Annotated in this window: 12 protein-coding genes and 3 tRNA genes; 12 read left to right on the top strand and 3 right to left on the bottom strand. The window is 70.2% G+C overall.

What is annotated here, in order from left to right; translation table 11 throughout:
- Positions 1–39 precede the first annotated feature (39 nt).
- From MHY20_RS03960 to MHY20_RS03945, 4 genes are all read left to right on the top strand, one after another.
- Positions 40–111, top strand: a tRNA-Gln gene (locus tag MHY20_RS03960).
- A gap of 40 nt (positions 112–151) precedes the next feature.
- Positions 152–224 (top strand) — tRNA-Glu (locus MHY20_RS03955).
- A gap of 50 nt (positions 225–274) precedes the next feature.
- Positions 275–347, top strand: a tRNA-Glu gene (locus tag MHY20_RS03950).
- 94 nt (positions 348–441) lie between these two features.
- On the top strand, positions 442–1,254 hold the full coding sequence (locus MHY20_RS03945; RefSeq protein ID WP_239374970.1) for a universal stress protein: 813 nt from the start codon (positions 442–444) through the stop codon (positions 1,252–1,254).
- 13 nt (positions 1,255–1,267) lie between these two features.
- On the opposite strand, the gene MHY20_RS03940 is transcribed toward MHY20_RS03945, so the two are convergent.
- Positions 1,268–2,002: an IclR family transcriptional regulator gene (locus MHY20_RS03940; protein WP_183374011.1), complete on the bottom strand. Its 735-nt coding sequence runs from the start codon at positions 2,000–2,002 to the stop codon at positions 1,268–1,270.
- Between the two features lie 132 nt (positions 2,003–2,134).
- On the opposite strand from MHY20_RS03940, the gene leuC reads away from it, so the two are divergent.
- The 6 genes from leuC to MHY20_RS03910 all read left to right on the top strand — a co-directional run bounded on the left by leuC (position 2,135) and on the right by MHY20_RS03910 (position 8,482).
- A complete protein-coding gene (leuC, locus tag MHY20_RS03935) occupies positions 2,135–3,538 on the top strand; it encodes a 3-isopropylmalate dehydratase large subunit (protein WP_239374968.1) in 1,404 nt (467 codons plus the stop codon).
- Between the two features lie 85 nt (positions 3,539–3,623).
- A complete protein-coding gene (leuD, locus tag MHY20_RS03930; protein WP_183374015.1) occupies positions 3,624–4,229 on the top strand; it encodes a 3-isopropylmalate dehydratase small subunit in 606 nt (201 codons plus the stop codon).
- A gap of 104 nt (positions 4,230–4,333) precedes the next feature.
- Positions 4,334–5,650, top strand: coding sequence for a UDP-N-acetylglucosamine 1-carboxyvinyltransferase (murA, locus tag MHY20_RS03925; RefSeq protein WP_183374017.1), 1,317 nt, complete (start codon positions 4,334–4,336; stop codon positions 5,648–5,650).
- 4 nt (positions 5,651–5,654) lie between these two features.
- Positions 5,655–6,353, top strand: coding sequence for a DUF2867 domain-containing protein (locus tag MHY20_RS03920; RefSeq protein ID WP_183374019.1), 699 nt, complete (start codon positions 5,655–5,657; stop codon positions 6,351–6,353).
- Position 6,354: 1 nt separating this feature from the next.
- Positions 6,355–7,353, top strand: coding sequence for an NAD(P)H-dependent glycerol-3-phosphate dehydrogenase (locus MHY20_RS03915; RefSeq protein ID WP_239374966.1), 999 nt, complete (start codon positions 6,355–6,357; stop codon positions 7,351–7,353).
- Between the two features lie 13 nt (positions 7,354–7,366).
- Positions 7,367–8,482, top strand: coding sequence for a D-alanine--D-alanine ligase family protein (locus MHY20_RS03910; protein ID WP_183374023.1), 1,116 nt, complete (start codon positions 7,367–7,369; stop codon positions 8,480–8,482).
- 30 nt (positions 8,483–8,512) lie between these two features.
- Here the strand turns inward: MHY20_RS03910 and MHY20_RS03905 are convergent, their stop codons facing one another.
- Both MHY20_RS03905 and MHY20_RS03900 read right to left on the bottom strand, forming a co-directional pair.
- Positions 8,513–9,097, bottom strand: coding sequence for a DUF3515 domain-containing protein (locus MHY20_RS03905; protein WP_239374964.1), 585 nt, complete (start codon positions 9,095–9,097; stop codon positions 8,513–8,515).
- Positions 9,098–9,119: 22 nt separating this feature from the next.
- Positions 9,120–10,256 carry a DMT family transporter gene (locus MHY20_RS03900; protein WP_239374962.1) on the bottom strand — a complete coding sequence of 379 codons (1,137 nt, stop codon included), beginning with the start codon at positions 10,254–10,256 and terminating at the stop codon, positions 9,120–9,122.
- A 94-nt stretch (positions 10,257–10,350) separates the two neighbouring features.
- Here MHY20_RS03900 and MHY20_RS03895 point away from each other — a divergent pair, with 94 nt between their 5' ends.
- Both MHY20_RS03895 and thiL read left to right on the top strand, forming a co-directional pair.
- Positions 10,351–11,307 carry a LysR family transcriptional regulator gene (locus MHY20_RS03895; protein ID WP_183374027.1) on the top strand — a complete coding sequence of 319 codons (957 nt, stop codon included), beginning with the start codon at positions 10,351–10,353 and terminating at the stop codon, positions 11,305–11,307.
- A complete protein-coding gene (gene thiL, locus MHY20_RS03890) occupies positions 11,304–12,383 on the top strand; it encodes a thiamine-phosphate kinase (RefSeq protein ID WP_239374960.1) in 1,080 nt (359 codons plus the stop codon). Before MHY20_RS03895 ends, thiL begins: the two co-directional genes overlap by 4 nt.
- The last annotated feature ends 78 nt before the right edge of the window (positions 12,384–12,461 follow it).

Genomic DNA, 12,461 nt, shown 5'->3' with positions numbered 1-12,461 from the left:
AGGGAAGACCTCCGTAAGGAGATCAGAACTGACCATCCTTGGGGTATGGTGTAATTGGCAACACGGCTGATTCTGGTTCAGTTGTTCTAGGTTCGAATCCTGGTACCCCAGCGATCTGCACTTCGGTGCGGAACACGGCAGAGATGCCGAGGCCCCGTTCGTCTAGCGGCCTAGGACGCCGCCCTCTCACGGCGGTAACACCGGTTCAAATCCGGTACGGGGTACAGGGAATCGCAATCATCCATCAGTCTCGATGGGTGAGCGCTGTTCCAAGGCCCCGTTCGTCTAGCGGCCTAGGACGTCGCCCTCTCACGGCGGTAACACCGGTTCAAATCCGGTACGGGGTACACGGTAGGAAGAGCCGGGACCATCATGGTCCCGGCTCTTTCGTCATGCCCGTAGACTGGAGGCACATCAGCAGCTCGGACGAAGGAGACGGACATGACAGGCGGAATCGGGCGCATCATCGCCGGCATCGGTGACACGGAGGAAGCGGACAAGGCGATCCGCTGGGCCGCCCAGCACGCGGTTCTCACCGGCCGCCCCCTGCACCTCGTGCACGCCTTCGTCTGGCCCCTCATGGGCGTGGACGTCGACCCGGTCCCCGGTGTGAGCGGCTCCGGACTGAAGGCGTCCGCGGATCGGCTCGTCGAGGAGGCGATCGCCGTTGCGCGCGATGAAGCGCCCGACGCGATGGTCACCGGTGAGGTCGTGGACGGCCGGGCCCTCGACGTGCTGCTGTCGGTGCAGAGGCCGAACGACACCATCGTGGTGGGCTCGCGCGGCCTCGGGCGCTTCCTTGCCCTCATCGTCGGCTCCACCTCGCTCGCGCTGATCGCCCGCGCGAGCGCGAACGTCGTGGTGGTCCGCGGCAGCATCGACGACGGCCCCATCGCCGCGTTCTACGACGGCCAGGAGTCCTTCGAGCAGATCGTCACCCGAGCGGCCCGCCTGGCGGAGCTGCACCGAACCTCGCTGCGGGTGTACCCGTCGATCGCGATCCCGCACGCCGAATGGCCGAGGGTGCTGGAGGAGGCGAAGCGGATCGTCGCCCGCCATCATGAAGATGTGGAGGTCGATATGACTCCCTACACCGAGGACCACAGTGCGAAGGCCCTGATCCAGCGCGCCGAGGGCACTCGGATGATCGTCGCCGCTGCGCGCACGCAGGGCGAGGAGCGGCGTTCCGCAGCACCGACCACGGTGTCGCTGCTGCAGTACGCGCACACGCCGGTCTGGCTCGAGCGGGTCTGAGACCTGCCCGGTCTCAGCCGGCGGCGCGGCGCAGCACCTCGGTGAGGTGGTTCGCGCTCGCAATCACAGCCTGAGCGTGCAGCCGCCCCGGCTGGCGAGTCATCCGGTCCAGCGGTCCGGAGATCGACAGGGCCGCCACGACCCGGCCGTTCGGGCCGCGCACGGGCGCGGAGACCGAGCTGACGCCCGCTTCGCGCTCGCCGACGGACTGCGCCCAGCCGCGCCGGCGCACTGCCGAGAGCATGGTCGCCGTGAACCGCGCGCCGTGCAGGCCGCGGTGCAGGCGATCGGGCTCCTCCCACGCGAGGAGGATCTGGGCGGCGCTGCCCGCCTTCATCGTGAGCGTGGCCCCGAGGGGGACGGAGTCGCGCAGTCCGATGGGGCGCTCTGCAGCGGCCACGCAGATGCGGTGCTCGCCTTGGCGGCGGTAGAGCTGTGCGGATTCGCCCGTGTGGTCGCGAAGCGACGCGAGAACGGGGCCTGCAGCGGCGAGCAGGCGGTCCTCGCCGGCGGCTGCGGAGAGCTCCGTCAGGCGCGGGCCGAGGATGAAGCGGCCCTGCATGTCGCGGGCCACGAGGCGATGGTGTTCGAGCGCCACGGCGAGGCGGTGCGCCGTCGGTCGGGCGAGGTCGGTCGAGGTGACGAGCTGCGCGAGCGTGGCGGGGCCGGCCTCGAGCGCCCCGAGCACGGCGGCGGCTTTGTCGAGAACGCCGACGCCGCTTCCCTGATCTTCTTTCGCGTTGTTCATGACCTAAGACTGCCGTCTTAGCCGTTGAGACGCAAGTGCGACTCGTCCCGAACCTCGAAATAGTTGGTCCGAATTCCGAAACAGGTGGGCCTTCATCCGAGGCCCGAGCCGACGCAGCAAGGAGCCCGCACCATGGCGCGCACTCTCGCAGAGAAGGTCTGGCAGGACCATGTGGTCCGCCGCGGAACCGACGGCGAACCCGACCTCCTCTACATCGACCTGCAGCTGATCCACGAGGTCACCAGCCCGCAGGCGTTCGACGGACTCCGCCAGGAGGGTCGCACCCTGCGTCGGGTCGACCAGACGATCGCCACCGAGGACCACAACACCCCGACGATCGACATCGACAAACCCATCGCGGACATCACCAGCCGCACCCAGATCAACACCCTGCGCCGCAATGCCGAGGAGTTCGGCGTGCGCATCCATCCCCTCGGAGACGCCGATCAGGGCATCGTCCACGTGGTGGGCCCGCAGCTCGGCCTCACCATGCCCGGCATCACCGTGGTGTGCGGCGACTCCCACACCTCCACCCACGGCGCGTTCGGCGCCCTCGCCTTCGGCATCGGCACCTCCGAGGTGGAGCACGTGATGGCCACCCAGACGCTGCCGCTGAAGCCGTTCAAGACGATGGCGATCACCGTCAACGGGTCGCTGAAGCCCGGCGTCACCGCGAAGGACATCATCCTCGCCGTGATCGCGAAGATCGGCACCGGCGGCGGCGCCGGGTACGTGCTGGAGTACCGGGGCGAGGCGATCCGCGCCCTCTCGATGGAGGGCCGCATGACGATCTGCAACATGTCGATCGAGGCCGGTGCCCGTGCCGGCATGATCGCCCCGGATGAGACCACGTTCGAGTACGTCAAAGGGCGCCCGCACGCGCCGCAGGGCAAGGACTGGGACGACGCCGTCGCGTACTGGCGCACTCTGCCCACCGATGAGGGCGCCGAGTTCGATGCCGAGGTCGTCATCGACGCCGATGAGCTGGAGCCGTTCGTCACCTGGGGCACGAACCCGGGACAGGGGCTGCCGCTGTCCGCGACCGTTCCCGCGCCCGAGGACTTCACCAATGACATCGACCGCGAAGCCGCGGAATCGGCGCTGCGGTACATGGACCTCGTGCCGGGTCAGAAGCTCAAGGACATCCGCGTGGACACCGTGTTCATGGGCTCGTGCACCAACGGCCGCATTGAGGACCTGCGGGCGTTCGCCGAGGTCATCAAGGGGCAGAAGAAGCACCCCGAGGTGCGCGTCATGGTGGTGCCCGGCTCGGCACGGGTGCGCATCCAGGCTGAGCAGGAGGGCCTCGGCGACGTGTTCGAAGCGTTCGGCGCCGAATGGCGCCAGGCCGGGTGCTCCATGTGCCTGGGCATGAACCCGGACCAGCTGAAGCCGGGGGAGCGCTCCGCCTCCACCTCGAACCGCAACTTCGAGGGACGCCAGGGCAAGGGCGGCCGCACCCACCTGGTGTCGCCGGTCGTCGCCGCCGCGACCGCGGTCCGCGGCACCCTCAGCTCGCCCGCCGACCTCATCTGACCCGATCCACCGCCAGCACCCGTCGGCCCCATCTGCACCCGCAGGCCCCACCGACGGCGGCCGCGCCCCCCAAGGAGACCACCTCATGGAGAAGTTCACCACCCACACCGGCATCGGCGTACCGCTGCGCCGCTCGAACGTCGACACCGATCAGATCATCCCCGCCGTGTTCCTCAAGCGCGTCACCAAGACCGGGTTCGACGACGGCCTGTTCAGCGTGTGGCGCAGCGACCCCGAGTTCGTCCTCAACCAGGAGCCGTACACGAGGGGCAGCGTGCTCGTCGCCGGCCCCGACTTCGGCACCGGCTCCTCTCGTGAGCACGCCGTGTGGGCGCTGCGCGACTACGGCTTCGCCGCGGTCCTCTCCTCCCGCTTCGCGGACATCTTCCGCGGCAACGCCGGCAAACAGGGCCTCGTGGCCGCGCAGCTGGCACCGGAGGACATCGAGCAGATCCAGAAGAAGCTGGAGAACGAACCGGGTACGGAGATCACCGTGGACCTGGTGGAGCGCCGCGTCGAATGCGGCGACCTCACCTTCGGCTTCGAGATCGACGACTACACCCGCTGGCGTCTCATGGAGGGCCTGGACGACATCGGCCTGACGATGCGCTATGAGGCCGATATCGCAGCGTTCGAGGAGAAGCGCCCGAGCTGGATGCCGAGAACCCTTCCGGCCCGCACCGCCGGCTGATCCTCGCGTCACCTCGCCCGGGCGGCATCCGGGCTGCTCCGGTATGGTGGGCCGGTCACCGGTTCGTCCGCGAACCGCCCCAGACCATTCGATGTAAGGACACTATGAGCACCACGTTCACAGTTCGCGGCGGCAAGCCCCTCACGGGCGAGGTCACCGTCCGCGGCGCCAAGAACCTCGTCTCCAAGGCCATGGTCGCTGCCCTCCTCGGCGAAGAGCCCAGCGAACTGCGCTCGGTTCCGGACATCCGCGATGTCGCGATCGTCAAGGAGCTGCTGAAGGTCCACGGCGTCGGCATCGACTGGGACGTTGAGGGCGGCGTGATCCGCATGGACCCGTCGAACGTGGAGCGGGCTCACGTGGCCGACATCGACGCCCACGCCGGCTCCTCCCGCATCCCGATCCTGTTCTGCGGCCCGCTCCTGCACCGCCTGGGCGAGGCGATCATCCCCGACCTCGGCGGCTGCCGCATCGGCGACCGCCCGATCAACTACCACCTCGACGTGCTGCGCCAGTTCGGTGCGCACGTCGACAAGCGCGAGCACGGCATCTACATCACCGCGCCCAACGGTCTCACCGGCACGAAGATCCGCCTGGAGTACCCGAGCGTCGGCGCCACCGAACAGGTGCTTCTGACCGCCGTGCGGGCCAAGGGCCTCACGGAGCTGGAGAACGCCGCTGTCGAGCCGGAGATCGAGGACCTCATCTCCGTGCTGCAGAAGATGGGTGCGATCATCTCCCTGAGCACGGACCGCACCATCATCATCGAGGGCGTGGAGCGGCTGGGCGGCTACACCCACACCGCCCTCGCTGACCGCATCGAAGCCGGCTCCTGGGCCTGCGCGGCGCTCGTCACCGGCGGTGACGTGTTCGTGCGCGGCGCCGAGCAGAAGGCGATGTCCACCTTCCTCAACATCCTGCGCAAGGTCGGCGCCGGCATGGAGATCAAGGACGACGGCATCCGCTTCTTCGCCACCGACGAGCCGCTGCGCCCCGTCGCTGTGGAGACCGACGTGCACCCCGGCTTCATGACCGACTGGCAGCAGCCCCTGGTGGTGCTGCTGACCCAGGCCGAGGGCATCTCCATCGTCCACGAGACCGTGTACGAGAACCGCCTCGGCTTCACCAGCGCCCTCAACGACATGGGCGCCCAGATCCAGGTGTACCGCGAATGCCTCGGCGGCTCCTCCTGCCGCTTCGGCCAGCGCAACTTCAACCACTCCGCCGTGGTCTCCGGCCCCCGCCAGCTCGAGGGCCGCAACATCACCGTTCCGGACCTGCGCGGCGGGTTCTCGTACCTCATCGCTGCTCTGGCGGCCGACGGGATCTCGAACATCTACGGCATCGACCTCATCGACCGCGGCTACGAGTCCTTCCGGGACAAGCTGACCGCTCTGGGCGCCGACTTCTGGGAGGGATGAGCCGATGAGCACCCCGGAGCCGGACGAGATCATCATCGAGCCCGACGACCAGCAGGACGGCACCGCCCACCACGGCGACCGCGCCGACGACACGGACCGCACCGAGCACTTCGTGCGCGAGGCCCGCGGCTACAACTCACTCGCCCTGCGCGACATCCCGCTGCCGGACTACTGCGACGTGGTCATCATCCCCACCCGCGGTGTCCGCGAAACCGACCCGCGGGTGTGGGCGGAGGCGATCTTCTCCCGCGAGAACGCCACCCTCGCCTCCCGCGGGGCGAAGGCCCTGCGCAATGAGGCGATCCGCCTGTTCGACCTCGTGCCGCCGCCGGATCGCACGCGCGACGTCATCGAAGTGGTCGGTGATGAGGCCCTCATCGTGGACGACACCCCGTCGCTCGCCGTCCGCATCGGTGTGGCGGTGGAGCCCGGCGGTCACCTGCTGCGCATCACCACCGCGGTGAAGTACCGGAACCTGCGCGGACGCCTCACCTGGGCGCCCCGTCGCGTCATGCACGCCGCCGCCGTCCACACGCTGGCGCGCCGCGCCCCGGTCACCATGCGCACCCGCGAGGTGCGCGCCAGCGGCCAGCGCGGCCTGCTCGGGGTGACCCGTCTGCCGAAGCTGATCGACCAGCCCCGCCCCGGCCAGCACAGCCGCGGCGGCCAGCAGGATCAGCGCCGCCCCGACAGCGGCCGCTGACATGGCCGGCGCACCGCTGATCGCGGTCCTCGGCGCCGGCAGCTGGGGAACCACGTTCTCCTCGGTCCTGGCCGCCGCGGGCTGCCGGGTCCGCATCTGGGCGCGCCGCGCCGACATCGCCGCAGAGATCACCGAGCGCCGCACCAACCGCGGCTACATCCCGGAGCTCACCCTGCCGGACACGGTCAACGCCTCCAGTGACGCCGGCGCTGTGCTCGACGGGGCCGATGGCGTCGTCATCGCCGTGCCCGCGCAGAAGCTGCGCGGCGCCCTCGAGCAGTGGCCAGCCCTGCCGGACGTCCCCGTGGTGTCGCTCGTCAAGGGCATTGAACGGGACACGGATCTGCGGATCAGCGAACTGCTGGCATCCGTCGGCCGCATCGAGCCCAGCCGGATCGCGGTTCTGTCCGGACCGAACCTCGCGGTCGAGATCGCCCAGCAGCAGCCGTGTGCCGCCGTCGTCGCCTCCACCAGTGCCGCCACCGCGGACCGGGTCGCCCGCTGGTGCCGCGCCCCCTACATGCGCACCTACGTCTCCTCCGACGTCATCGGCGTGGAGGTCGCCGGCGCCATGAAGAACGTCATCGCCACCGCTGTCGGCGCCGCCGCCGGACTCGGGTACGGCGACAACACCCGCGCCACCCTCATCACCCGCGGGCTCGCCGAGATGACCCGTCTGGGCACGGCCGTCGGCGCCCGGGCCGACACGTTCGCGGGGCTCGCCGGCATGGGCGACCTCGTCGCCACCTGCGCCTCACCGCTGTCCCGCAATTTCCGCCTCGGCGCAGAGCTCGGCCGGGGCCTCAGCGTGGAGGACGCGATCCGCGAGGTGGGACAGACCGCCGAGGGCGTCGCCACCGCGCGCGCAGTTCGGCAGATCGCCCACGAACGCGACCTGGACCTGCCGATCACGTCGATGCTGGTCGATGTGATCGATCACGGGCGTGACATTTCCAGCGTGACACGGGAACTCCTGTCACGCTCCGTGCGACCGGAATGAGATCATCACACCCATGAGCATTTCCGTGGCCCTCCTCTTCGGCGGCCGCTCCGGTGAGCACGGCATCAGCTGCGTCACCGCGGGCGGCATCCTCCGCGCCATCGACCGCGACCGCTTCACCCCGATCCCCATCGGCATCACCCCCAGCGGCCGCCTCGTGTCCGTCACGGACGACCCCGACCACTGGGTGATCCGCGACGGCCGCGCCCCCGAAGTGCCGGAGGACGGCGAGGAGGTCCTCCTGCCGACCGTCGCGAAGACCGCCGGGAAACCGTCGCAGCTGCGCGTCATCCGGGGCGGCCGTGTGGAGCACCTTGCGGACGTGGACGTGTTCCTGCCGCTGCTGCACGGCCCCTACGGTGAGGACGGAACCATCCAGGGGCTGTTCGACCTGCTCGACCTCCCCTACGTGGGCAGCGGAGTGCTCGCCAGCGCGGTGTGCATGGACAAGGACTTCACCAAGCGGGTCCTCGCCGATGCCGGCATCGCCGTGGCCGACGGCTGCGTGGTCCGCCAGGAGGACTGGTGCACCGATGAGGGCCGCGCCGAGATCCGCGCACGGGTCGCCGAGCTGCAGGCACCGCTGTTCGTGAAGCCGTCCCGGGCCGGCTCCAGCCTCGGCGTCTCCCGCATCGAGGACCTCGACGGCCTCGAGGAAGCGCTGCGCTCCGCCTTCGAGGTGGACCCGAAGGTGCTGGTGGAGTCCGGTGTCAACGGCCGCGAAGTGGAGTGCGGTGTGCTGCGCACCTCCCGCCGCCACCCGGTGCGCTCCACGCAGCCCGGTGAGGTCGCCATCGGCGACGACCTCGAGTTCTACGACTTCGAATCGAAGTACTTCGGCAAGGGCACTGTCCGGATCGACGTCCCCGCGTCGATCAGCGAGGAGCGCGCCGCGCAGGTCCGTGACATCGCCGAGCGCGCGTTCGTGGCCCTGGACCTGGAGACCCTCGCCCGGGTCGACGTCTTCGTCACCGATTCCGGCGTGATCGTCAACGAGATCAACACGATGCCCGGGTTCACGCCGTTCTCCATGTTCCCCGTGCTGTGGGAGAACATGGGCATCACCTACCGTGAGCTGATCACCGAACTGATCGACTCGGCGCTCGCCAAGCCGCTCGGCGTCCACTGACGCTGTCTCGGGCGAGGGGCGGCAGCGCCGTCAGTTCGTCTCGCCCTGCCCCACGCAGAAGCGGGTCGCGGGGATCTGGTTCACCAGACCCACCACCGCCAGGGGAGCGGCGCTCGGCTGATCCGGTGCGGCGGCACGCGGCACTGTCATATCGATCGCCGGTTCACGGCCGTACGTGGTGTACGTGAGGATCCCGGTCTCATCGTCCTGATGCACGATCCAGTCCACTGCGGTGCCGTTCGGCGCCTGTGTGGTGGTGCACAGCTCCGTTGTGGGCGGCGGGGGAGTGACGCCGCAGCGCAGCACCACCGCCTTCTCACCCGTGCCCCACGCGGCGGTGGACTGGCTGGTGGTCTCCTGCCGCTTCTGCCCGATCACTTCGTCGGGCAGCTTGGTGATGACATCCGCGCAGGCGGGGTTCGCGGCGTCCGGGCCCGGCGGCACCGTGACGGCGCAGCCGCTCAGCAGGCTCAGCAGCACGCCGCCGCCGATGAGGGCGGCGCTGGCGATGAGGCCGCGGTGTGCACGGCGGGGGAGCGCACGGCTGGGCTGGACCACCTCCGGTGAGGGGTCCGACGGCTGCTGCGGATCGTGGGGGTTCGGTGAGGACGTCACCTGTTCAGCGTAGCCGCCCCGATCAGACGCGCTCGAACTCGTCGGCGCTGACCGGCATGGCCGCATCCGTCTCGTCCTCACAGTCCACGGCGGGGATCGCCCCGGTGACGGGTCGGGGTGCCGTGTCATCCGCTGCTGCCATGGCGGTGGAGCCGACGCTCGCCCCCATGATCACCACGATCGCGAGGACGGCGAGCAGGCTGATGCCCTGGCCGAGGAACAGCCATCCCACCAGCGCCGCCACCATCGGCTCGAGGGACAGCAGGACCCCGAAGGCGGACTTCGGCAGGCGTCGGAGGGCAGCGAACTCCAGGGAGTAGGGGATCACGGTGGCCAGCAGCGCGCAGGCGATGACCACGGTCAGCAGGCCGAGGTCGCTGACCGCTGTGGGCAGTGCCGTGATGCCGAACGGCAGGAGGAGGACGCCCGCGATCGCGACGGCGACGGCGAGGCCGCCGGCACCGGAGACGAGCTGGCCGGTGCGCTGGGAGACCACGATGTAGGTGGCCCAGCACGCGGAGGCGATGAGGATGAACAGCACGCCGAGGGGATCCAGTGCAGCACCGCCGTGGCCCATCAGATCGTCCACGAAGAACAGGCCGATGCCGAGCACGGCGAGGCCCACCCAGGCGAGGTCACGGGCGCGCCGGGAGAGGACGGCCGCGAGGGTGAGCGGGCCGATGAACTCGATCGCGACCGCGACCCCGAGCGGCAGGCGGTCGATCGCGGCGAAGAAGAAGCCGTTCATGACGGCGAGCACCACACCGAACAGGCCGACGGCTCGCCACTGCGGCAGGGTCCACCGGTGGATCGCCGGGCGGGTGATGAGCATCAGCACGACGGCGGCGACCAGCAGGCGCAGGGACGTGGTGCCCCAGGGGCCGAAGGCGGGGAAGAGGGACACGCCGAGGGATGCGCCGATCTGCAGGCTGGTGGCGGACGCGAGGACGAACAGGGCGCCCACCAGGGTGCCGCGGCCGCTGCGGGGCGACTCGGTGAGCTCCGCCTGGCCCTGCACGATCTCGGCGACGATCGGGATGCCGGCCGTGGGGCTGCCGGTGGTGGGGGCGTCGGAGATGAAACCGGTGGTGGGGGAGTCCGTGGGCTGACCGTCGAGGGAGACGACGGTGAAGGATCCGCTGGTGGTGCGCGTGCTCATGCCTCCACTGTGGAGCCCTCAGAAGTGTTCAGTCCAGTGATGGAAACTGGAATGAATCAGTAAGGATCCGTGAACTGTTCTGCGAAGGGGCGTCATGCTGAGCGTCAAAGGGCTGCGCGTGCTGGTGGAACTGGAGCGCAGAGGCACTCTCGCCGAGGCGGCGCGTGCTCTGAACTACACCCCGTCGGCCGTCTCGCAGCAGCTGGCCGCACTCGAACGGGAGGCCGGGGTGGCGCTTCTCACCCCGGTGGGCAGAGGCGTGCGTCTCACCGATGCGGGCCGCATGCTCGCCGCGCACGCCCACGAGATCATCGGCGCCATCGCCCGCGCCGAAACGGACCTCGCGAACCTGTCCTACACCGTGTCCGGGCAGGTGCGGGTCGCCTCCTTCCAGTCCGTTCTGCTGGAAGTGGCGCCGCGCGCCCTCGCCCTCCTGGCCGATGAGCACCCCGACCTCGACGTGGTCCTCTTCCAGCGCGATGTGGACGATGCCCATTCCGGTCTGCTCTCCCACGCCTTCGACCTCATCCTCGGTGAGGAGTTCGACGGCCACCCCCAGCCGCCCGTCCCGGGTGTGCAGCGCGAAGACCTGCTGACGGACCCGCTGTGGGTGGCCCTTCCGTCGGCCCTTGCGGCGCAGCGCGCCCCGCGCCGACTCGCCGACCTCGCCGACCAGCCGTGGGCGCTGGAGTCGTCGAAGACGCGGATGGGTCGCTGGGCCCGCACCGAATGCTTCGCCGCCGGGTTCAACCCCCGCATCCGATCCGAGAGCACCGACCCCACGCTGCACATGCAGCTGGTGGCCTCCGGGCTCGCCGTCTCCTTCGTGCCGGCGCTGTTCGGCGCGCGCCTCGGCCGCGGCATCGACGTGTTCGCCCTCGCCGGAGCCGACGGCGCCGCGCCCCGCCGCACCCTCTACACGGAGGTGCGGGACGGTCAGGCCCGACATCTCGCCATCCGCGCCGTGCGCAGCGCGTTCGTCGCAGCCGCGGGCGGCATCCCGGTGCACCGCACGAACGGCACCATCCGCACTGGCATGATGGACGCATGAGCACCCTCGGTGAGCTCGGCGAAGCCGGCATCCTCGCACGCATCCTGCCGATCCTCTCCGGCGCCGCGAACACGGAGCGGACTCTGATCGGTCCCGGCGATGACGCCGCTCTCCTCGCGGTCCCCTCCGGCTCGGTGGTCATCACCACCGACACCATGATCGAAGGCAAGGACTTCTTGCTGCGCGGCGATGCACCGGGGCGCAGCCCGCTCGGCTCCACCGGCGAGGAGATCGGCCACAAGCTCGCCGTGCAGAACCTCGCGGACATCGCCGCCATGGGTGCCGAGCCCACGGCGCTCGTGCTCAGCCTGTCCGCGCCCGCCACGACCCCCCTCGCCCTGATCGAGGGGATCGCGCGGGGCCTCGCCGCTCGCTCGGCCCGTGCCGGCGCCGTCGTCATCGGCGGTGATCTGGGCGGAGCGGACATGATCAGCCTGACCGTCACCGCCTTCGGCGAACTCGTCCCGGGCCTCGGCGGACGAGCGATCCGTCGCGACGGCGCCCGGGTGGGGGATGTCGTCGCCGTCGGCACACCCCAGCTCGGCCGAAGCTCCGCCGGGCTCGCTCTTCTGCTCGGGGGCCACGACCCCGCCGAACTCGGTGATGTGCAGCGGGGCGCGGAGGGCGCGCTGGAGTTCCATCGTGCCCCCGAGGTGGACCTGGAGGCCGGGCACCGCCTCGCCGCTGCTCTCGGCCACGACCTGCACGCCATGATCGATGTCTCCGACGGGCTCCTGCGCGACGCGGGCCGTCTGGCCGACGCCTCCGGAGTCCGCATCCACCTCGACGCCGACGGCCTGGCCACCATGGCCGAGGCGCTGCGACCGCTCGCCGATTCCCTCGGGCAGGATCCGTCGGCGTGGGTGCTGGGCAGCGGGGAGGAGCATGCGATGCTGATCTGCCTGCCCCCGTCGGCCCTCCAGGCCGCCCGGGACGTGCTGCGGGATGCCGGCGGCGACCTCACCATGGTGGGCCGCGTCCTGCCGGCGGGGGAGGAGGACCCGCGCGCCACGGCTGCGGGTGTGAACGAGCAGGGGGCCGACGGGTCCGCGCTCGGCTGGGACCACTTCGAGTGAGGGAGTCCACAGCCGCCGGCGGCACTGGGCCCTGTCCTCAGCGATGGGCCGTGCGGTATGCTCATTGGGTTGCCTTGC

It is taken from the genome of Helcobacillus sp. ACRRO, from assembly GCF_022347125.1.
Classification (GTDB): Bacteria; Actinomycetota; Actinomycetes; order Actinomycetales; family Dermabacteraceae; genus Helcobacillus; species Helcobacillus massiliensis.
The sequence above is the reverse complement of the archived record's forward strand: the minus strand, read 5'-3'. Positions and strand labels throughout refer to the sequence as shown.

Bases quoted from the DNA above. Each gene is read 5' to 3' on its own strand.
- MHY20_RS03900 (WP_239374962.1), bottom strand. From the start codon at position 10,256: ATGAGCACGCGCACCACCAGCGGATCCTTCACCGTCGTCTCCCTCGAC.
- MHY20_RS03895 (WP_183374027.1), top strand. From the start codon at position 10,351: ATGCTGAGCGTCAAAGGGCTGCGCGTGCTGGTGGAACTGGAGCGCAGA.
- leuC (WP_239374968.1), top strand. From the start codon at position 2,135: ATGGCGCGCACTCTCGCAGAGAAGGTCTGGCAGGACCATGTGGTCCGC.
- MHY20_RS03920 (WP_183374019.1), top strand. From the start codon at position 5,655: ATGAGCACCCCGGAGCCGGACGAGATCATCATCGAGCCCGACGACCAG.
- MHY20_RS03915 (WP_239374966.1), top strand. From the start codon at position 6,355: ATGGCCGGCGCACCGCTGATCGCGGTCCTCGGCGCCGGCAGCTGGGGA.
- MHY20_RS03945 (WP_239374970.1), top strand. From the start codon at position 442: ATGACAGGCGGAATCGGGCGCATCATCGCCGGCATCGGTGACACGGAG.
- MHY20_RS03940 (WP_183374011.1), bottom strand. From the start codon at position 2,002: ATGAACAACGCGAAAGAAGATCAGGGAAGCGGCGTCGGCGTTCTCGAC.
- murA (WP_183374017.1), top strand. From the start codon at position 4,334: ATGAGCACCACGTTCACAGTTCGCGGCGGCAAGCCCCTCACGGGCGAG.
- thiL (WP_239374960.1), top strand. From the start codon at position 11,304: ATGAGCACCCTCGGTGAGCTCGGCGAAGCCGGCATCCTCGCACGCATC.
- MHY20_RS03910 (WP_183374023.1), top strand. From the start codon at position 7,367: ATGAGCATTTCCGTGGCCCTCCTCTTCGGCGGCCGCTCCGGTGAGCAC.
- leuD (WP_183374015.1), top strand. From the start codon at position 3,624: ATGGAGAAGTTCACCACCCACACCGGCATCGGCGTACCGCTGCGCCGC.